We start from the raw sequence: 18,401 nt of genomic DNA, 5'->3' as shown, positions 1-18,401 counted from the left end.
ACGCCACGACGACGGCATGGGAGAATGTGTGCTCTGTGACGTCGCCGCCAGAGACGTCCACGGTCGAATCATCCACGAGACGCGCGAGACGCTCGCGTTCCTCGACCCGGACCCGGTCGCACCCGGTCACACGGTCGTCGCCCCGAAGGACCACTACGCGCGGTTGGACGACCTGCCGGACGACCAGACGAGAGACCTGTTCGCCACCGTCCACGCCCTCGTGGGACGCGTCGAGGACGCGGTGGACGCCGACGCCCTCACGGTCGGTATCGACGACGGCGAGGCGGCCGGGCAGGACGTGTTGCACCTGCACGTCGAACTGATTCCGCGGTTCGACGGCGACGGCGGCGGCCCCATCCACGGCGTCGCCGGCGGTCGTCCCGACCTCTCCGACGAGGAACTGGACGACATCGCGGGACGAATCGAGGGCTGAGAGCGAACGGCGAACACGTTCTTTGCGCCGCCGTCCCTGCCGAGACACATGAAGCCAACCCGCGACGCCGCCGGCGGAGACGCGACAGCGACGCCGACCGAGTCCGGACCCCACGGGCGGTCACGATGAAGGCGTCGGACCTGCTCGTCCGGTGTCTGGAGACCGAGGGCGTCGAGCGCGTCTTCGGCCTGCCGGGGGAGGAACTCGAAGACCTGCTGTTCTCGCTCCGGGAGTCTGACGTCCAGTTCGTTCCCACGCGGCACGAACAGGGGGCGGCGTTCATGGCCGACGTGCACGGCCGCCTCACGGGCGACGCCGGCGTCTGTCTCTCGACGCTCGGTCCCGGCGCGACCAACCTCCTCACGGGGGTCGCCGACGCCCACCTCGACAAGTCCCCGCTGGTCGCCATCACCGGACAGGGCGGCCGCGAGCGACTCCACAAGGAGAGCCACCAGGCCCTCGACATCGTCGACACGTTCGAGCAGGTGGTCAAGTGGAACACCCAACTCGCCGAACCCGAGACGGTGGCCGAGTCGGTCCGGAAGGCGTTCAAACTCGCCGAGTTCGAGAAGCCCGGCGCGACCCATCTAGAGTTCCCCGAGGACGTGGCGGCCGCGACGGTGGACGCCGACCCGTTGCCGCCGCGCGAACGCGTCCGCCGCGCGGACCCCGACGACCACTCGCTGGACCGGGCGGCCGAACTCGTCGCCGACGCGGAGGAACCCCTCGTGCTGGCGGGCAACGGCGCGGTCCGAACCCGCGCCGCCGAGGCCCTCCGCGAACTCGTCGAACGGGCCGGGATGCCCGTCGTCGCCACCTACATGGGGAAGGGAGCCATCTCGGACCGCCTCGACAACTCGCTCATGACGCTGGACTCGGGGCCGAACGGCGAGGCGGGCGACGCCGTCGAACGCGCCGACTGCGTCGTCGCCGTCGGCTACGACATCGCCGAACACGACCCGAAGTCGTGGAACCCGGACCTCGACACGAGCGTCGTCCACGTGGACCACGAACCCGCCGAGGTGTACGAACACTACAACCCGGACGTGGAAGTCGTCGCCGACATCTCGGCCACGCTGGAGGCCCTCTCGGCGCGCCTCGACGACGTCTCCGGACCCGACTGGTGTGCGGACTACCGCGAGACCATCGTCGACCACGTGACGGCGAAACCCGACGACGACGAACCGTTCTCCGTCGCGGGCGTCCTCCCGCACCTCCGGGAGACGCTGGCCGACGAGGACGTGCTCGTCTCCGACGTGGGCAGTCACAAGATGGCCATCGCGCAGGGCTACCCGACGTACGAACCGAACACCTGCATCGTCTCGAACGGGCTGGCGTCGATGGGCATCGCCGTCCCCGGCGGCGTCGCCGCCGACCTGGCCGTCGACTCGAACGTCGTCGTCGCCACCGGCGACGGCGGCTTCCTGATGAACGCCGCGGAGATAGAGACGGCGACGCGACTGGACCTCGGGTTCACCATCGTCGTCTTCAACGACGACGACTACGGCCTCATCTCCGAGAAGCAGGAGGCGCACACGGGCGAGCACTTCGGGACGGAACTGACGAACCCGGACTTCGAGGCGTTCGCCGAGAGCTTCGACGTCGAGGCGTACCGCCCGGAGACGTGGGACGAGGTGGCGACGGCGCTGGACGACGCCGTCGAGAGCGGTGCGATGACGCTGGTCGAGATTCCGATTCCGCGGTGACGCCGGGGCGGGCGCGGCCGTACCCGGCGGTCGGTGCGGGGGTCCGGCAGTCGGTGCGTCGAGGTCCGACGGTTAGTGTGCTGGGGCCCGGCGGTTAGTGTGCTGGGCCCCGGCGGCGACGCGTCGCCGACCGTCTTCAAAAGGTAGTTCGGTCGGTGTCCCGTGGTCGGCGCATGGAGACGGCCACGGAGGGCGAGGCGACGCGGCGGGCCGACAGCCGTCGTCGGTGGACGGTCGCGATATTCGCGTTCATCGCGCTCGAAGGCGCGACGCTGCAGATACAGGGCGCGGCGCTCCCGGCGTTGCGGGAGAGTTTCGGCGCGCCGGAGTGGCTGTTGGGGCTCGTCGCCCCCGCGGGAACGGTCGGGTTCGTGGTGTTCGTCGCCGCGGCCGGCGCCGTCGCGGGACGGGTCGACACCCGGCGACTCCTCCTTGTCGGCGTCGTCGGCACCGGCGTCGGCGTGTTCGCGATGGGACTCGCCCCCTCGTTCGTCGTCTTTCTCGCCGTCCTCGTCGTCCGCGGCGCGTTCGCCGGCGTCGGCCGCGGCGGCGACAGACCGCTGTTGAGCCACCTCTACCCGACCCGCCGCGGCCGCCTGTTCGGCTACTACGACATGATGTGGGCCGTCGGGGCGACGCTCGGACCGCTGGCCGTCACCGCCGCGCTCTGGGTCGGAGACTGGCGACTGGCGTACTACGCGCTCGGCGCGGCGTTCCTGCCGGTCGGTGCGCTCGTCTGGTACCTGCCGTCGCCGTCCGTCGCGGGCGGGGACGACCCGCTGACCCTCGCTGACGTCCGGCGAATCGGTCGGAGCCCCGCGGTGCTGGTGATGGCGGCGGGCATCCTCTTCTCGACCGGCGTCGAGGGCGGACTGTTCACGTGGCTCACCACGTACGCGCAGGGACGGGTCGCCGAGTCGCTGGAGACCGTGTCGCTGAGCGTCCTGCTGGTCGCGTACGTCCCGGGGCGGTTCCTCGCGGGGTCGCTCTCCGAGCGGTTCGGCTACGTCCCCCTCGCCCTCGGTCTGGGCGTGCTCTGCACGCTCTCGGCCGCCTACACGTTCGCGTTCGCGTCGGGACTCGGTCTGCTGGTCGGCGTGTTCGGCATCGGTCTCGGCCTGTCCGGCCTGTACCCGACGCTGCTGGCGTACGCGACGGAGAGCGCCCCCGAACACAGCGCGCCGGTCAACGCCCTCGGACTGGTCGTCTCGTCGGCCGGCATCGCCGGCGTGCCGGCCGTCATGGGGTTCGTCGTCGACGCCTCGGGCGTCGCCGCGGCGATGCGCCTCCTGTTCGTCCCCCTCGTCGGCCTGCTCGTCGTCACCGCCGTCGCGTGGCGGCGCGTCGGGACGGCCGCGGGCAGGGAGTGAGTGTCCCCGACCGCCGCGCGTGACCGCGCCGGCGACGCGGCCATCCAAACGACCATCAGCCGACCGTGCGAAACGAGGGCTGTGACCGGGAGCGACTCCGACGCGACCGACGACGGCGACGAGGCCGACGACGGCGACGAGGCCGACGACGGCGACGAGGCCGACGACGGCGACGAGGCCGACGACGGCGACGAGGCCGGACCGCCCGCGGACGGTCGGAAGCGCGTGACGCGACGCCGACTGCTCGCCGCCTGCGCGTGCGGCGGCCTGAGCGCGCTGGCCGGCTGTCCCGGGGGATTCCGCGGAGAGACGGCGACCGGGACCTCGACCGAACGGACGCCGACCGAGCGGACGCCGACGCCGACCGAAACGGCGGAACCGACGCCCACGCCGACCGAGACGGAGACGAAGTCGGTCTTCGAACGGCTCTACGAGCGGACCAGCGACTCGGTGACGCTGGTGAGCGCGGGGACCAGAACCGGGTCCGGGTGGGTCGTCGACGACGCGGGGCGAATCGTCACCAACGAGCACGTCGTCCGGTCGGCGAGCGAGGTGTCCGTCCGCTACGACCGCGACGAGTGGCGGACGGCCGCGGTGCTCGGCACCGACCCCATCGGCGACCTGGCCGTCCTCGAACCGTCGGACCCGCCCGACTACGCGCCGCCACTCTCGCTCGCCGCGGACCCTCCGTCGGTGGGCGAGGACATCGCCATCATCGGCGCGCCGTTCGGCCTGCCCGGCAGCCTCTCGGTCGGCGTCGTCAGCGCGACGGGGCGCTTCCTCGACAGTCCGACCGGGTCGTCCATCCCCGGCGCGATACAGGTGGACGCGACGGCGAACCCGGGCAACAGCGGCGGGCCGATTCTGTCGACGGCGGGCGAGGTCATCGGCGTCCTCAACTCGGGGGCGGGCGTCGCCGTCAACTTCGGCATCCCCGTGCCCCTCGTCGAAGCCGTCGTCCCCGAACTCACCGCGGGACGGGACTACCGCTACGCGACGCTTCGAATATCGGTCGTCGAGGTGACGCCCGCAGTCGCGCGAGCGAACGACTTGGCAGACGTGACGGGCGTGCTCGTCAGGCGCGTCGCGCCGGGCGGACCCGCCGCGGGGATACTCCGCGGGAGTTCCGAGACGGCCGCGGTCGACGGCCGCGAGGTCCCCGTCGGCGGCGACGTCGTCGTCGGCCTCGACGGCCGGACGGTGACCTCCGTCGCGGCGTTCGCCGCCCACCTCGCGTTCGAGACCCGCCCGGGCGACGACGTGGAGGTGACCGTCCTCCGCGACGGCGACCGGCGGACGGTGACCGTCACCGCCGCCGCGCGGACGAGCGTGTAGCCGGGGCCTGCCGACGGTTCACCGCGGCCCCGGCGCGTCGTTTCGACCAGAATACATTTCCGCCGCGACGGCGAACGACGCGCAACCGTGCCCTCCACCCTCCGGGACCGAGTCAGCGCGTCCCGCCTCGCCGTCTTCCTCGCGTTGGCGGCCGTCCTCGCGGCGCTCGTGGGACCGGCGAACGAACCGCTCACGGTCGAGTTCGTCGCGATGGCCGTCGTCGTCCTCGGCATCTTCGCCGCGAGCGTCTTCGACGCCGTCCGCGAACACCCGCTGTACGAACTCGCGTCGGCGGTCCACACGGCGGTCGTCTTCGTCCTCCTGTACGTCGCGCTGTACGAGGGCGTCTTCCTCCTGGCCCTCGCGGGACTGGCCGCCGTCGGCGTCGGCGTCGAACTGTACAACCTCCGGCACGGGACGTCGTACCTCCGGTTCGGCGGCCGCGAGGCCCGATGACGACGCGCGAACCGACCGTGTCGACGGTCGAGGGGGGTTCGGCGACCGCCGGGGGAGATGCACCGCCGGACGAGACGCGGACCGACGAGAGTGATGCGTCGACCGGCGCGGACGGAACACCGACCGACGAAGACGAAGCCGCGACCCCCGTCCCGCGCGTCGACGCCGCGGAGAGCGCCGCCGCCCTCCTCGTCTACGGCGTCTCGAACCGGGAGTGAGGCGTCACTCGGGTCTGGCGACGCCCGTCACCTCGAAGCGTGCCCCGCCCATCTCGGCCTCGGTGACGGCCACCGACCAGCCGTGGCCGTCGGCTATCTGCTCGACGATGGAGAGGCCGAAGCCGGTTCCCTCCTGATGGGTCGTGTACCCCTGTTCGAACACCTCGTCGCGTTTCTCGGCGGGGACGCCGGGACCGTCGTCCTCGACGGCGAACCCGTCGGCCGTGGCGACGACCCGGACGTGAACGTCGTCGCCGACGTGGTCCAGCGCGTTCCGAAAGAGGTTCTCCAGAAGCTGGTACAGTCGGTTGCGGTCGGCGACGACCGTCCCGAGGTCACCCGCCGTCGAGAGCGTCGCCGCCGCGTCGGCGTCGACGACGGTCTGCCAGGTCTGCTCGACCGCGTCGTCTAGCTCCACGGGTTCGGTGTCCCGTATCTGCTCGTTCTCCCGCGCGAGGTACAGCAGGTCGTCGATGATGCGCTCCATCCGGTCGAGAGCGGTCTCGACGCGGTCGAACTGCTCGGGGTCGCCCTCCTCGCGGGCGAGGTCGAGGTAGCCGGTGGCGACCGAGAGCGGATTTCTGAGGTCGTGACTCACCACCGAGGCGAACTCCGCCAACCGCTCGGTCTGGCTCTGGAGCGCCTCCGTGTTCCGTCGGCGTTCGAGTTCGTACGCCACCCACCGCGCCAGCAACTCGACGAACGCCTCCTCGCCGTGGGAGAACGACTCCGCCCGCGGGTCGGTGCCCGCGAAGCAGAACGTCCCGTACAGGTCGCCCTCGACGACGACCTTCGCGCCGATGTAACAGCCGAGTTCGAACCGCTCGTACGCCGGGTCGTCCGCCCAGCCCTCGGCCGCCGCGTGCTGCACGCTGACGAGTTCGTCGTCCACGACGGTCTTCCGACAGTACGCCTTCGAGAGCGGTCCGGACTCGTTCGGTTGGAGCAGTTCGTGGTCGCCGACAGACGCCACGACGGTCTGCGTCTCGTCCGTGATACGCGTCAGGAAGCCGTACGGCACGCCCAGGTAGTCGGTCCCGAGTTCGAGCAACTGCTCGACCTTCGCGTCGAGCGGTTCGTCCCTGTCGGCGACGATGCGGTGCATCTGTTCCAACGCCTCGTGGTCGGCCTGCCGGCGTTCCTCCAGTCGGGCGCGTTCGGTCACGTCGCGCAGGACCGACAGGTGCTCGCCCGGGACGACGTCCTGCGTCGCCGCGTACTCGACGATTCGGCGCTCGCCGTCCGGGCGGACCAGAGAGAAGACGCCGCGGTCCTCGCCCGCGGTGTGGAACGACGACCACGCGTCGCCGAACGCGAAGTCCTCGGTCGCGAAGTCGCCGATGTGTCTGTCCAGCAACTCCGCCCGGGAGACGCCGAACAGGTCGCAGGCGCTCTGATTCGCGTCGATGTACCGCCCCTCGTCGTCGGCGACGACGATGGCGTCCATCGCGCCGGCGAACGCGGCGGCGTACCGCGTCCGTTCGTACTCGCGTTCCTCCCGTTCGGAACGACGCCGGAAGATGGCGACGACGCCGTCCTCGCCGTCCCAGACGATGGGGCGTGCCGTCCCCTCGACCGGAACCGTCTCCCCGTCCAGCGTCCGGGCGAGTCGACGCGACTGGGAGACCGCGCCGTCCCGTTCGAGGCGCGATATCGCCTCCTCGGTGCCCGCTTCGTCCTCCGGAGCGACGAACTCGAAGGCGTCCCGCCCCAGCAACTCCGCCTCGCTATCAGCGCCCAACAGGTCGACGGCGGCCGGGTTGGCGTACACGAACCGGCCGTCGACGGTCACGTTGATGGCGTCCGGCGAACTCTCGAGTATCACGCGCGCTCGCGTCTGCGCCTCCTCGGCGCGCGCGTTCGCCCGGACCAGTTCGACGGCGTTGCGGACGCGGCGGGCGAGCGTCCGGTAGTGACTGGTCCCCGCCCCCTTCTGTACGTACGCGGAGACGCCCGCCGAAATCGCGTCGCTGGCAACCGACTCCGACCCCTCCCCCGTGAACAGGACGAACGGGAGGTCCGGGTGGTCCGCGCGGACGGCTTCGAGGAACGCCAGTCCGTCCATCTCGGGCATCTCGTAGTCACTGACGATGCAGTCGAAGTCGGTCTCCATCAGGGTCCTGAGACCGGCCGGTCCGGACGTCGCCGTGGTGACGGCGAACTGGTCGTCGTACCGTTCGAGGTACGTCGCCGTGAGGTCGGCGAACCCGGGTTCGTCGTCAACGCAGAGTACGGAGACGGACTCTGCATCGCGAATCATACTGCCTACAAAAAGTCTCCGCGGATAAGTGTTTGGAGAAAGCGACTCTGTGCCGTCGTCTCCGCAGCGAACGGACGTATCGTCGGAGTGAAAGACTGTCGCGCAGACCGGACGTTTTAGGTGGAGTACGCGGCCATCGCGAGGCATGGACGACACCGGCGGCACGAGTGGCGACGGAGCCCGAACGACAGCGGCGAACTGCGTCGCGTTCGTCGGGGCGACGGGCGGGGCGGGGACGACGCGGTGTACGCTGGAAGTCGCCGCCGCCCTCGCCGCCGACGGTGCGGACGTCGGCGTGTTCGACGCCGCGTTCGCCACGCAGGGACTCGCGGCCCACGTCGAGGGGCAGATAGCGCCCGACCTGACGGCACTGCTGACCGACGAGGCGGACGCCCCGCTATCGGACGGACTGACAACGCTCGACGTGGCGGTGCCGGGACGAGTCGCGGTCTGCCCGGCGTTCGCACCGTTCGAGCGGTTCGCGCGGGCGAAGACGCCGGACGCCGCCCGGCGTCTGGAGACGCGACTGACGGCGGCGGCCGAACGGTTCGACCACGTGCTGGTGGACGTGCCGCCGATAGCCGCGAATCAGGCGATAGCGGCGGTGAACGCCGCCGACCGCGCCGTCGTCGTCGCGCCGGGGACGACGCGCGGGGCGGACGCCGTCCAGCGAATGCGGACGCGCCTCACGCACGTCGGCGCCGAGGCCGACCTCGTCGTCGCCACGCGGGGGACGTTCGAGGGTGCCGACTGCGAGGTACCAGAGTCCGGCGTCGTCGAACCGGACGGCGTGCCGGCCTGTCTGGACGACGGCGGGGCGTTCGCGGGGGCGATAGTCGAACTCGCGGCGGCGGCCGTCGGCCGGGACGTGAGCGATGCGTTCGACGGCGGCGGACTGCTGTCGAGCGTCGAACGCTACGTGAACTAGAAGAGGTCCGTCGAGGCGGACATCGTGTCCGCGAGTTCCTCGCGCTTCTGCACGAGTGCGTCGCCGCCCAGCGAACGCGCCGCGTCGCGCCGCGTCGCGTCGGCGAGTTCCGGTATCGGGTCGTGCGTCTCGACGTACGCCGCGAGGGCGAACTCGGCGTCGTCCGCCCCGGTGAGTTCGAGGGCGTCCGCGCGCGACAGTCGGCCGTCGAGCCAGTCGCGAAGCACGCGCCGGGCCGTCGGCGCCAGCGGCGTCACGCCCTCCACGCCCGCGCGGTGGAGGACTTTCGCCGCCGTCACCGGGGCGACGACGGCCGCCTCCGCCGCGTCGCCGACGCTGTCGCCGGCCGAGTGGCGTTCGAGGACGGTAGCCGCCGCCTCCGGCGTACACGGCAACTCGGCCGCGTACTCGCGGAGGCGTGCGTCGAGGTTCACGTCGGTGTCGTCTACCGTCGCGACGCCCCGTTCGTCCTGCGTCGTCGTCGTCACCGCCAACTCGTCCGCGATGTCCGCCAGTCCCATCTCGTCGTCGTACATCGGCGGCCCAGTAAACCGTTTCGCCAGCGTTCTCGTATCTGAAACCAGAGCGTACCGGTTACCGGTAGGTACTGTGCCGCGTTTCACCCGTCGAACGGCCGAATTCTCCCGTGTTTAAATACTCCATCGGGACCGAGTTTCAATTGTGATGAGTGACGCACGCTCCGCCGACGACGCGACGACGAACGCCTGCCCCGAATGCGACGGCCGCCTCCGCGCCGACGGCCGGGAGACGGTCTGCGGCGACTGCGGTCTGGTCGTCGCCGAGTACGCCATCGACCACGGCCCCGAGTGGCGGTCGTTCGCCGACGACGACCGGAACCCGAAGCGCACGGGCGCACCGCTCACGCGGTCCCGGCACGACCGCGGCCTCTCGACCGAAATCGGTCGCTCGACGCGCGTCAAGGGCCGCAAGCGCCGCCGCCTCGCCCGGATGCGCCGCCAGCACAACCGCGCTCGCATCTCCACCAAGCGCGAGCGGAATCAGGTGTACGCGTTCACCGAGATTCGCCGCCTGACGAGCGCGCTGTCGCTCCCCGAACGCATCCGCGACCACGCGTGTTCGCTGTTCGACTCGGCGCAGAACGAGGACCTCCTGCGCGGCCGGTCGCTGGAGGGGTTCGCCGCCGCGTGCGTCTACGCCGCCTGCCGGGTCGCCGGCGTCTCGCGCACCGTCGGCGAAGTCGTCGCCGAGGCGAAGGCCACCGAGGGCGAACAGACCGCCGCGTACGATGCGCTGAACCGCGACCTCGGGCTCCCGGTCGGCCCCGTGGACCCGGTCGAGTACGTCCCGCGCTTCGCCACCCGTCTCGACCTCTCGCGCGACGTGGAACGCCGCGCCCGCGAGTACGCCGCCGAAGCGGTCGAGTCGGGCGTCGCGAGCGGTCGCAACCCGAGCGGCGTCGCCGCCGGCTGTCTCTACACCGCCGCCCGTGACCTCGGCGCGGACCTGACGCAGGCCGACGCGGCGGCCGTCGCCGACGTGACGCCCGTCACCCTGCGGAAGACGTACGTGGCGCTATCGGACGACGAGTGAGCGACCGACCGGGAAGGGAGGGCGAACGCGGGGCGGCGGCCGTACGGCGTCGTCCGACGCGGCAGGGACCGATGCGGTAGCGACCGGCCGATAGCGACCGACGAACCTGTTCTTCGACGGCTTCCCGGCCAGCGAAGCGGTCGGCCCGCGCGGCCAGCGTCGGGGTCGGACGACGCCGCGAGGCGCGAGGCGAGAACCGTGAGGCTGTCTGCTACGCCCGCGTGCTGCGTTCGACCGCTCGCGCGAGCGACGAGACGGCCCGCCCCGCGCGACTCGACGGGGCGACGCGGCAGACGGGACGCCCCGTCTCGATAGCGCGGGCGACGCGGGGGTCCGCGGGGACGGTGACGGCGGGCGCGCCGAGGACCTCCTCGAAGACGGCCTCGGGCGGGTCCGCGACGGCGCGGTTGACCGCGACGGCGACGAGTCCGGCGTCGAGTTCGCGCGCGAGTTCGCGGGTGCGGACGGCGTCGGCGAGAGCGTACGGCCGGGGCGAGGCGACGACGACGCAGGCGTCGGCGACGGCGAGTGGGACGCCCGCGTCGGCGCGCATCCCCGCGGGGCAGTCCACGACGACGTCGCCGTAAGCGCGTTCGACGGCGCGGAGGGCGTCGCCCAACCGGCGCACGTCCGCGGCGCGAGCCCCCGAGAGCGACCGCCCGCACGGCAGCAGGCGCACCGGACCGCCCTCTCGGACGGCCTCGACGGCGTCGGCGCGTCCCGCCAGCACGTCGTGCAGGTCCGGCCCAGGTCCGGTCGGCAGGTCGGCCATCCCGACGTCGGCGTCGACGACGACGGCGTCGAGTGCGGCCCCGAGTTCGAACGCCAGCGTGGACTTGCCCACGCCACCCTTCCCGCCCGTGACGGCCAGAATCATCGCTCACCGCCCGCCAGCGACCCGACCGCCTCGACGACCGGTTCCGCGTCCGTGCGTCCGGCCCGGTCGGCGAGCGTTCGCGCGCGGTCGGCGACCGTCCGAAGCGCCGCCTCGTCGGCCGCGACGGCCGCCGGGAGACCGGCGACGCACGCCGTCGACTCCAGCACCGTCGCCGCCTCCGCGGCCGTCGCGTCGGTCAGCGTCTCCGCGCGCCGGACGCGCGTCTCGACGGCCGAGAGCCACGACTCGACCGCGGCCGGGGGGTCGGTCGGGTCCGCACCGCCGGGAGACGAGACCATGTCGTCCGAGGGCGGGTCCGAGCCGACACGAGACGGCTGGGAACCGACTGACCGCCGGTCCGCGGTACGGGACACCGCCGCCGCACGCTCATCGGAAGCCGTCTGACTCTCCTCCGTCCGCGACGACTCGCCGTCGGCGGAGCGGTCGGCCGGGCCGCGAGCGGCCACGTCCGGCGTCGGCACCGCGTCGGCGGGCGGGCGCGCCCTGCCGAGCGTCCGAATCGCCTCGGCTTCCGGGTCGGCGTCGACGGCGTCCGCGCCGTCGGCCCGGCCGAGCGATTCGACGGCGACGGGAGCCTCGGCGTCGCTGACGACGGGACAGGCGTACCCCACCGACCGCTCGTCGTTCGCGGGGACGACGCCGGTGAACCCGTCACCGTCCCACCCCCGTTCGGGCACGCCGTCCCGTCGGGGCGGGAGGACCGGGCCGGGGAGGGCGTTCCGGACGCGGACCCGTCGCGGGACGGCCGCCTCGTTGCGAACGGTGACCGTCACCAGCGTCGTTCCGGCGACGGTTCTCGTCGCACAGTCGTACTCCATACGCGGGGTGGCCGCGCCTTGGTATATGAACCACCGCACGGCCGCGGCGACTCACCGCACGACGACGGGCGCGTCGAGATACCGTGCGAGCGACGCGAGACCGCCGAACGAGTCGAGGAGCGCGGCGTCGGCGACGACGGGCGTCCGGAGCGTCGCCACACGGGTGACGGCGAGTGCGGCGGCCACGGGCGGTCCCTCGTACTCGCCCGGCGCGTCGCCCGCGGCGGCGGCGAACGGGTCGGGGAGGGCGGCCACCGCGTCGGCGAAGTCGTCGTAGACGGCCGCGGCCAGCGACCGGCGGACGGTCCGGCGGAGGTTCGCGGCGCGGTCTTCGAGTCGCATGCGCTCCTCGCGGCGGTCGCGCGCGGCGCGCGTCCGTTCCTCCAGCATCTCGAGTCGCTGCCGGGCGGCCACGCGTTCGGTCGCCGCCTCCGAGAGGCGCGCCATCGTCTCGGCGAGTTCCGCCTCCGCGCTCTCGGCGTCGCCGTCGGCCTCCCGAACCGCCTCGACGCGGCCGCGAATCGTCGCCGCGCGTTCGCGCAGGCGGTCGGTCTCAGCGCCCGCCTCGGCCGCCCGGCGGCGCGCGTCTGCGAGGTTCGCCGGGTCGGGCGGCGTCGCGGCCGCTACCTCGCGTTCGACGCGTTCGAGCGTTCGCTCCGCGGCCGCGACGTGTCCGCGAACGCGCGCAAGCGTCGCCAGCGCACCGCGGCGGTCGAACGACGCCCCGGGCGCGAGATGCGCGACGAACGGCGCGACGGGCGACGGTCGGGGGGCGACCACGCGCGGCGCGTCGGCCGGCACGGGCGACCCGAACAGCGTCGCCCGTCTGAGAGCGTCGGCGTCGGGGGCGTCCGCCTCGTCTCGTAAGTCGACGACGGGGCCGACGTGCGTCCGCCCGTCGGGCAGGTGGACGCGAACCGGCTTCACAGGTCGCTGTCGCGCATCCGCGACGACGGCGGGTGGTCGGTGCCGACGGCGAACTTGTCGTACGGCGTGCTCGGCACCTCGCGGGCCTCGTACGCCGCGGCGGCCTCCCGAACCGCGTCCGGCGCGTCGGCGTACTCGTTGAACGGTTCCGTCCGTTCGACCTGCACGTCGCCCGCGTGCTTCTCGCGCAGTCGGCACGCGAGGAACGCCCCGTACTCCGTCTCCGCGAGCAGTGCCGCGCGGCCGAACCGGCGGACGACCGTCTCCTCGTGCGTTCGACAGACGTTTCGGAGCGTCTCGCGGGCCGCCCGCGAGTAAGTCACGACGAGCAACACGGTTACCCGACGACGTTCGTGATTCGCTAAAAGTCTCCCGAAGCGACTGAATTCGTGTCGCCCGAGCTACAGTCTCTCGACCTCGAATTCGAGGGTTCCGGGCTCCTCGTCCAACAGGTCGTGGATGCGTTCGCGGGCGTCGTCTGGCCCCTCCGCGACGACGACGAGTCCGTGAGCGCGGCCTTCGCCCGTCGCCTGGTACGGCGCGCGTCCGACCTCGCTCTCGAAGTCGGTGGCGTACGTCCGCAGGACGGTCACGACTCGCTGTTCGGTCGCCGCGAGGTCAGACTCGCCGGACTCGAAGTCGCGGAGGGCGTCCTCGACGTTTCGAAGGGCGGAGATTCGGTCCATCTACGTCGTCCGCAGGTGGTCGGTCCGCGGTTCGTACACCTCGCCCTTCCGCCGCAGGTTCTCTATCTCCTGTTCGGCCTTGCTCTCGTCTAAGTTCAACTCGGTCGTCGCCCGCGAGACCACCTCGTCGACCGGGGCGCCCTCCTCGTACTCGTTCTCGATGTCGCTGATGAGTTGCTTGAGGTTCTTGATGCGGTCGCGCTGGTTCTTCGAGGTGCCCGTCTCGACGATGTCGGCGTCGAACTCGCCCGTCTCGGGGTCCATCCCGATGTCGCGCAGGCAGGACTCGACGATGTTGGTGACGCGGACGGCGTCGTCCTCGGTGACCGTGTCCGAGAGTCGGACGCGGGCCGACGCCTCCGCCAGACGGACGAGGGCCTCGAGTTTCCGCGCCGTCACGGGGACGGGCGAGTCCTCGTCGGAGCCCTTCGCGCGGAAGTTGACGTAGAAGTCGCGGATGACCTCCTTGGCCTCGTCGGTCATCGTCGGGTAGCAGTTGCGCTTGGCGTAGGCGATGTACTTCCGCAGGAGTTCGGCGTCTATCTCGGGGGCCACCTCCTCGGTGACGGAGTTCACCTCGTCCTCGGTGAACTCGGAGTTGGCTATCTTCGTCCGCTGCGTGTGGAGTTCGCCCGCGTAGTTCGTGTTGATGATGTGTTCGGCGAGTTCGGCGTCCGTCTCGGGGTCCGGACTGTCCGTCACCGTGAAGATGAGGTCGAACCGCGAGATGAGCGCGGGTTCGAGGTCGATCTGCTCGCCGATGGACTCGTACTGGTCGAACCGGCCGTACTTCGGGTTGGCCGCGCCGAGGAGCGAACATCTGGACTTCAGGGTGGCGTTGATTCCGGCCTTGGAGATGGAGATGGAGTTGTGTAGTACCACACCCTGACTCACGAACGTGTTCGTGGGTTCGACGGTCACGTCGTACACCCAGTCACACTCGTACTCGCCGTCGTTCGGCACCGTCTCCACGTCGGTGACGCGATAGTAACGAAGGTCGCACCGAGCATCGAGTTCGTCGAGACGGTCAGTCGCCTCCCCGAGTGCCAGACGAACGCTCTCGACGGCGGCATCGTACAGACGACGCCGCTTCTCGTCGTCGTATCCGCCACTCTCGGCGTAGTGGACGGTACTGGTCGTTACGCCGTCGAGCCGTTCGGCGAGTTGTCGACCCGACCAGCCGACCGCTTTCCTGACGTCTGCGAGAGTCGCTACTGAGGAGAGATCAGCGCGGACGGTCTCGATACGAGAACGGAGCGCCTCGACTTCCGAGCGAACGGTCTCGACGCGGACGCCGTATCCCTCGTCAATCGTCTCTCGGAAACGCCCGGTCAACGAGACACCGAGCAGTCGCTTGATCGAACGCAGTTCCTCTGCGGCGCTCGTGGGAAGGACATCGTGGTGACGCTTCGTTTCGGTGCTTCTGTCGGCGAACGCTTCGGCCCTCTCGTATCGGTCGTCCGCCGGGTCGACGACCGCGTCGACGAAGGTAGCGGTCGAGTCGCCCATGACGTACGTCTTCCACGAATCTTCGGCCTCGTCGTAGTGAATACGGGAAGCGACGCCGATCTTTAAGAGTGCGTCAGCGTAGTCCTCTGCGAGCCCCCGACACGAGGTAGCGAACGCCATCGACTCGCTCTCGACGCTTCCGTCACCGGCGAACGCACCGACGAGGAACCGCCGTATCTCCTCTTCGGAGGCACCGAGTACCGCCTCTGGTATCCGTTTCTCCGTCGACGGCCGCATGAACTCGGGGAAGTTCGATTCGAACCACCGGTACAGCTTCGTCGAAATCCATCGCTTCGTCGTCCCACAGTCGCCTACGACGTCCGTACTCTCCAGACCGAAGCGTTTCGACATCAATCGGTCGACCCGGTCGAGGAGCCGTTCGTCCTGATTCGAGAAGCCGATCTCGTGGGAACTACCGGCGTACGAGTGTCCTTCCGCAGTCAATAGACCGAGTAGCTCCGCGAGCGCGGGCGACATCGACTCGGGGAGACGGACGTCTCGCTCTCGAGTTCGATGGGGTTCCGGTGCGAGTGAGCGCGGTTCCGCGGAGTTCGGGAGTTTCCGTGGTGCGGGGACGAAGGCGCCTTCTGTGACCTCCTCCGCAGCGACGGTTTCGACGTCGCCGTCCTCGTCGACGAACATCGGATGTTCGGGCGTGACGAGTACGGATCGGCCATTCGAGAACGTGACGCGAACGAACCGGTCCGGGGCTTCGTGTCTACTGACGCGGTCGACGGGTATCTTCTCCGTCTCGTTCGACTCCAAGTCGACTGAGTGGACGCCGACGTCGTCGACGGGGAGTATTTCGCAGTCGACCCCGTCGACGACAGCTTCGGCTCGGTCGTCCATCAGTGAGTCGACGAACGGTCCGATGGGGGCACGACGGCCGTCAGATAAGAGGATCTCCGATTCCGGGTGGTAAGACTGCTGTTCGAGTCCCTCGTGCATCGCCGAGCGGTCTTCGGGACGCATCTTGTCTAGCTCGTCGACAGCGGCGATACCCTTGTCGGCGAGGACGAGGGCACCCGCTTCGAGCGTCCACTGCTGTCCGTCTCCGAAATCGTCGCGTACGGCGGCCGCAGTGAGGCCTGCGGAGGACGACCCCTTCCCGGAGGTGTAGACGGACCGGGGAGCGATGTTTCGGACGTATTGGAGCATGGCCGACTTACCGGTCCCGGGGTCCCCTATCAGCAGCATGTGCAGGTCGCCGCGAATCCGCGACCCGTCGGGGAGGTGTTTGGTGACGCCGGAGAACAGTTGGAGAATCATCGCGAGTTTCTCCTGTTCGTAGCCGTAGATGGAGGGCGCGACGGACCCCACCATCTTCTCGTAGATGTCGGGTTCGTTCGAGAGTTCGACGATTTCGGCCACGTCCTCCTCGGAGATGTCCATGTCCTCGAACTCCTCGTCCTCTATCTCGATGGCGACGCCGTCCATGTAGAGGTCGAAGATGGGCGTCTTCTCCTGCCCCGAGGTCTGCTGTTCGATGTGGAGGACGCCCGTGACGGTGACGTGGTCGCCCGCCGTCACCTTCCCGGTCACGTCGTCCTCGACGTCGATGTCGATGCTCTGCGGCGTCTCGCCGCCCCGCAGGCCCTCGGGGCTCTCCTGGACGCGCAGTTTCTGTGAGTCGACGAACTCGGACTGGTCGAAGTCGACGTGGAACGGTCCCTGTCGCTCGCAGCCCTGACACTCGTGCGGTTCCTGAAAGCCGCTGTCGGTCTGCGGGATGTACGTCATCGTCCCGCAGCGCTGGCACTCGAACGCCGCCTCGGTTATCTTCGGGCGCACGTCCGTCGCCTTGCGCACGATGCCCTGGACGGACACCATCCGTCCGATGTGGTCGTCGTGGACGCGGATGTTGCGGATGTCGACGGAGTCCGGGAGGTTGCGGAGGCGGACGTGTGCGCGGCCGAGTTTCACGTCCACCGGCAGGTCGTAGAGTCTGAGCGCCTCCTCGGCGTACTCGCGTATCTGGTCGGGTTTCTTGCGGTAGTCCTCCGCCAGGTCCTCGTCGAAGCGGAACAGGTCGTCGTAGTCGACGTACAACGACCGCTGTTCGTTCGGGTATCGCTGCGCGAGTCGGCCGATGTCGTCGCTGTAGTACTTTCGATAGAACTGGATGAACCGTTCCGTGAGGTCCACGTCCGGGTCCTGCGGGGCCTGCGCCATCGCACCGGAGTAAGCGCCCCATCCGGTAAGAGTCTTCGCACAGAGTGAAAGTGGAGGGTTGTCGGGGCGTCGCAGTGAGCTATTTTTCCCCGCGGCGCGTCGTCGCGGTATGGCATCGAAATCGGACGTGGAGATGGAGTACACGCGACTCGGCGAGACGGGGCTGGAAGTGTCGCGACTGGCGCTCGGGTGCCTCAACTTCGGGTCCGGACAGCCGTGGATGATGAACGACCGCGAGGCGAGCGTCGAACTCGCCCGGTCGGCGCTGGACGCCGGCGTCAACTTCCTCGATACGGCGAACGCCTACTCGCGCGGCGAGAGCGAGTCCATCGTCGGCGAGGCCATCGAGGGCTACGACCGCGAGGAACTCGTCCTCGCGACGAAGGTGTACTTCGACATGGGCGACGGCCCGAACAAGGGCGGCCTCTCGCGGAAGCACGTCTTCGACCAGATTCGAGGGAGCCTCGACCGACTGGGGACCGGCTACGTCGACCTCTACCAGATACACCGCTGGGACGAGCACACGCCCGTCGAGGAGACGCTGTCGGCCCTCGACGCCCTCGTCGAGGAGGGACTGGTGCGGTACGTCGGCGCGAGCACGATGGCCGGCTGGCAGTTCTCGAAGGCCCTGCACGTCGCCGACGTGGAGAACTACGAGCGGTTCGTCTGCATGCAACCGGAGTACAACCTCGTGGACCGACACGAGGAGGCGAACCTCCTGCCCATCTGCGCCGACCAGGGCGTCGGCGTGGTGCCGTGGTCACCGCTGGCCGGCGGGTTCCTCGCCGGGAAGTACGAACGCGGCGAGGCGATTCCCGAGGGGACGCGCGCCGCGGACGACGAGTACACCGAACGGCGGTTCACCGACGAGAACTGGCGGGTGCTGGACGTGGTCCGCGAACTCGCCGCGGAGAAGGACGCGACGCCCGCGCAGGTCAGTCTCGCGTGGTTGCTGCACAAGGACGTCGTGGACGCGCCCATCGTCGGCCCGCGCCGGGAGGACCACCTCGCGGACAACCTCGGCGCACTCGACGTGTCGCTGACCGACGACGAGATGGCGCGGTTGGAGGAGCCGATATTCCCGCAGTGGCCCGTCGAAGGGAAGGACTGACC

Annotated in this window: 17 protein-coding genes; 9 read left to right on the top strand and 8 right to left on the bottom strand. The window is 70.2% G+C overall.

Features of this window, described 5'->3' with window-relative positions; genetic code table 11:
• Nucleotides 1–16: 16 nt before the first annotated feature.
• From BM310_RS01840 to BM310_RS01815, 6 genes are all read left to right on the top strand, one after another.
• Complete coding sequence (locus BM310_RS01840; protein ID WP_089806949.1) at nt 17–433, top strand: HIT family protein; 417 nt, start codon at nt 17–19, stop codon at nt 431–433.
• 125 nt (nt 434–558) lie between these two features.
• The gene (locus BM310_RS01835; RefSeq protein ID WP_089804061.1) at nt 559–2,139 is read left to right on the top strand and encodes an acetolactate synthase large subunit; all 1,581 of its coding nucleotides are present in this window, start codon (nt 559–561) and stop codon (nt 2,137–2,139) included.
• Between the two features lie 173 nt (nt 2,140–2,312).
• The gene (locus tag BM310_RS01830) at nt 2,313–3,509 is read left to right on the top strand and encodes an MFS transporter (protein WP_089804059.1); all 1,197 of its coding nucleotides are present in this window, start codon (nt 2,313–2,315) and stop codon (nt 3,507–3,509) included.
• An 81-nt stretch (nt 3,510–3,590) separates the two neighbouring features.
• Nucleotides 3,591–4,844, top strand: a complete 1,254-nt coding sequence (locus tag BM310_RS01825) for a S1C family serine protease (RefSeq protein ID WP_089804058.1) — start codon at nt 3,591–3,593, stop codon at nt 4,842–4,844.
• An 87-nt stretch (nt 4,845–4,931) separates the two neighbouring features.
• Entirely contained in the window at nt 4,932–5,300 is a 369-nt protein-coding gene (locus tag BM310_RS01820; protein ID WP_089804056.1) for a hypothetical protein, read from the top strand.
• Entirely contained in the window at nt 5,297–5,518 is a 222-nt protein-coding gene (locus BM310_RS01815) for a hypothetical protein (RefSeq protein WP_089804054.1), read from the top strand. Before BM310_RS01820 ends, BM310_RS01815 begins: the two co-directional genes overlap by 4 nt.
• 4 nt (nt 5,519–5,522) lie before the next feature.
• Here BM310_RS01815 and BM310_RS01810 read toward each other — a convergent pair whose 3' ends face one another.
• Nucleotides 5,523–7,778 carry a hybrid sensor histidine kinase/response regulator gene (locus tag BM310_RS01810; RefSeq protein WP_089804053.1) on the bottom strand — a complete coding sequence of 752 codons (2,256 nt, stop codon included), beginning with the start codon at nt 7,776–7,778 and terminating at the stop codon, nt 5,523–5,525.
• A 145-nt stretch (nt 7,779–7,923) separates the two neighbouring features.
• Between BM310_RS01810 and BM310_RS01805 the strand changes: the two genes are divergently transcribed.
• Nucleotides 7,924–8,706, top strand: a complete 783-nt coding sequence (locus BM310_RS01805; protein WP_089804049.1) for an AAA family ATPase — start codon at nt 7,924–7,926, stop codon at nt 8,704–8,706.
• Here the strand turns inward: BM310_RS01805 and BM310_RS01800 are convergent.
• On the bottom strand, nt 8,703–9,227 hold the full coding sequence (locus tag BM310_RS01800; RefSeq protein ID WP_089806946.1) for a DUF7858 family protein: 525 nt from the start codon (nt 9,225–9,227) through the stop codon (nt 8,703–8,705). The two genes, BM310_RS01805 and BM310_RS01800, sit on opposite strands and share 4 nt — an antisense overlap.
• Before the next feature lie 163 nt (nt 9,228–9,390).
• On the opposite strand from BM310_RS01800, the gene BM310_RS01795 reads away from it, so the two are divergent.
• On the top strand, nt 9,391–10,278 hold the full coding sequence (locus BM310_RS01795; RefSeq protein ID WP_089804048.1) for a transcription initiation factor IIB: 888 nt from the start codon (nt 9,391–9,393) through the stop codon (nt 10,276–10,278).
• Between the two features lie 211 nt (nt 10,279–10,489).
• Here BM310_RS01795 and BM310_RS01790 read toward each other — a convergent pair whose 3' ends face one another.
• The 6 genes from BM310_RS01790 to BM310_RS01765 all read right to left on the bottom strand — a co-directional run bounded on the left by BM310_RS01790 (nt 10,490) and on the right by BM310_RS01765 (nt 17,288).
• Nucleotides 10,490–11,155 carry a MinD/ParA family ATP-binding protein gene (locus BM310_RS01790; protein WP_089804047.1) on the bottom strand — a complete coding sequence of 222 codons (666 nt, stop codon included), beginning with the start codon at nt 11,153–11,155 and terminating at the stop codon, nt 10,490–10,492.
• Nucleotides 11,152–11,994 carry a DUF7857 domain-containing protein gene (locus BM310_RS01785; protein WP_089804045.1) on the bottom strand — a complete coding sequence of 281 codons (843 nt, stop codon included), beginning with the start codon at nt 11,992–11,994 and terminating at the stop codon, nt 11,152–11,154. The genes BM310_RS01790 and BM310_RS01785 overlap by 4 nt, the downstream gene beginning before the upstream one ends.
• 51 nt (nt 11,995–12,045) lie before the next feature.
• Entirely contained in the window at nt 12,046–12,921 is an 876-nt protein-coding gene (locus tag BM310_RS01780; protein ID WP_089804043.1) for a DUF7856 family protein, read from the bottom strand.
• On the bottom strand, nt 12,918–13,256 hold the full coding sequence (locus BM310_RS01775; protein ID WP_089804041.1) for a DUF7855 family protein: 339 nt from the start codon (nt 13,254–13,256) through the stop codon (nt 12,918–12,920). Before BM310_RS01775 ends, BM310_RS01780 begins: the two co-directional genes overlap by 4 nt.
• A 66-nt stretch (nt 13,257–13,322) precedes the next feature.
• Nucleotides 13,323–13,607, bottom strand: a complete 285-nt coding sequence (locus tag BM310_RS01770) for a DUF7854 family protein (protein ID WP_089804039.1) — start codon at nt 13,605–13,607, stop codon at nt 13,323–13,325.
• The gene (locus BM310_RS01765) at nt 13,608–17,288 is read right to left on the bottom strand and encodes an LAGLIDADG family homing endonuclease (protein ID WP_089804037.1); all 3,681 of its coding nucleotides are present in this window, start codon (nt 17,286–17,288) and stop codon (nt 13,608–13,610) included.
• 133 nt (nt 17,289–17,421) lie between these two features.
• On the opposite strand from BM310_RS01765, the gene BM310_RS01760 reads away from it, so the two are divergent.
• Nucleotides 17,422–18,399, top strand: a complete 978-nt coding sequence (locus BM310_RS01760; protein WP_089806944.1) for an aldo/keto reductase — start codon at nt 17,422–17,424, stop codon at nt 18,397–18,399.
• Nucleotides 18,400–18,401 lie beyond the last annotated feature (2 nt).

This window comes from Halogeometricum rufum (genome assembly GCF_900112175.1).
Lineage (GTDB): Archaea > Halobacteriota > Halobacteria > Halobacteriales > Haloferacaceae > Halogeometricum > Halogeometricum rufum.
The sequence above is the reverse complement of the archived record's forward strand: the minus strand, read 5'-3'. Positions and strand labels throughout refer to the sequence as shown.

Coding starts and splice junctions, on each gene's coding strand:
- BM310_RS01840 (WP_089806949.1), top strand. CDS start 17: ATGGGAGAATGTGTGCTCTGTGACGTCGCCGCCAGAGACGTCCACGGT.
- BM310_RS01835 (WP_089804061.1), top strand. CDS start 559: ATGAAGGCGTCGGACCTGCTCGTCCGGTGTCTGGAGACCGAGGGCGTC.
- BM310_RS01830 (WP_089804059.1), top strand. CDS start 2,313: ATGGAGACGGCCACGGAGGGCGAGGCGACGCGGCGGGCCGACAGCCGT.
- BM310_RS01815 (WP_089804054.1), top strand. CDS start 5,297: ATGACGACGCGCGAACCGACCGTGTCGACGGTCGAGGGGGGTTCGGCG.
- BM310_RS01810 (WP_089804053.1), bottom strand. CDS start 7,778: ATGATTCGCGATGCAGAGTCCGTCTCCGTACTCTGCGTTGACGACGAA.
- BM310_RS01805 (WP_089804049.1), top strand. CDS start 7,924: ATGGACGACACCGGCGGCACGAGTGGCGACGGAGCCCGAACGACAGCG.
- BM310_RS01800 (WP_089806946.1), bottom strand. CDS start 9,227: ATGGGACTGGCGGACATCGCGGACGAGTTGGCGGTGACGACGACGACG.
- BM310_RS01795 (WP_089804048.1), top strand. CDS start 9,391: ATGAGTGACGCACGCTCCGCCGACGACGCGACGACGAACGCCTGCCCC.
- BM310_RS01790 (WP_089804047.1), bottom strand. CDS start 11,155: ATGATTCTGGCCGTCACGGGCGGGAAGGGTGGCGTGGGCAAGTCCACG.
- BM310_RS01785 (WP_089804045.1), bottom strand. CDS start 11,994: ATGGAGTACGACTGTGCGACGAGAACCGTCGCCGGAACGACGCTGGTG.
- BM310_RS01770 (WP_089804039.1), bottom strand. CDS start 13,607: ATGGACCGAATCTCCGCCCTTCGAAACGTCGAGGACGCCCTCCGCGAC.
- BM310_RS01765 (WP_089804037.1), bottom strand. CDS start 17,288: ATGGCGCAGGCCCCGCAGGACCCGGACGTGGACCTCACGGAACGGTTC.
- BM310_RS01760 (WP_089806944.1), top strand. CDS start 17,422: ATGGAGTACACGCGACTCGGCGAGACGGGGCTGGAAGTGTCGCGACTG.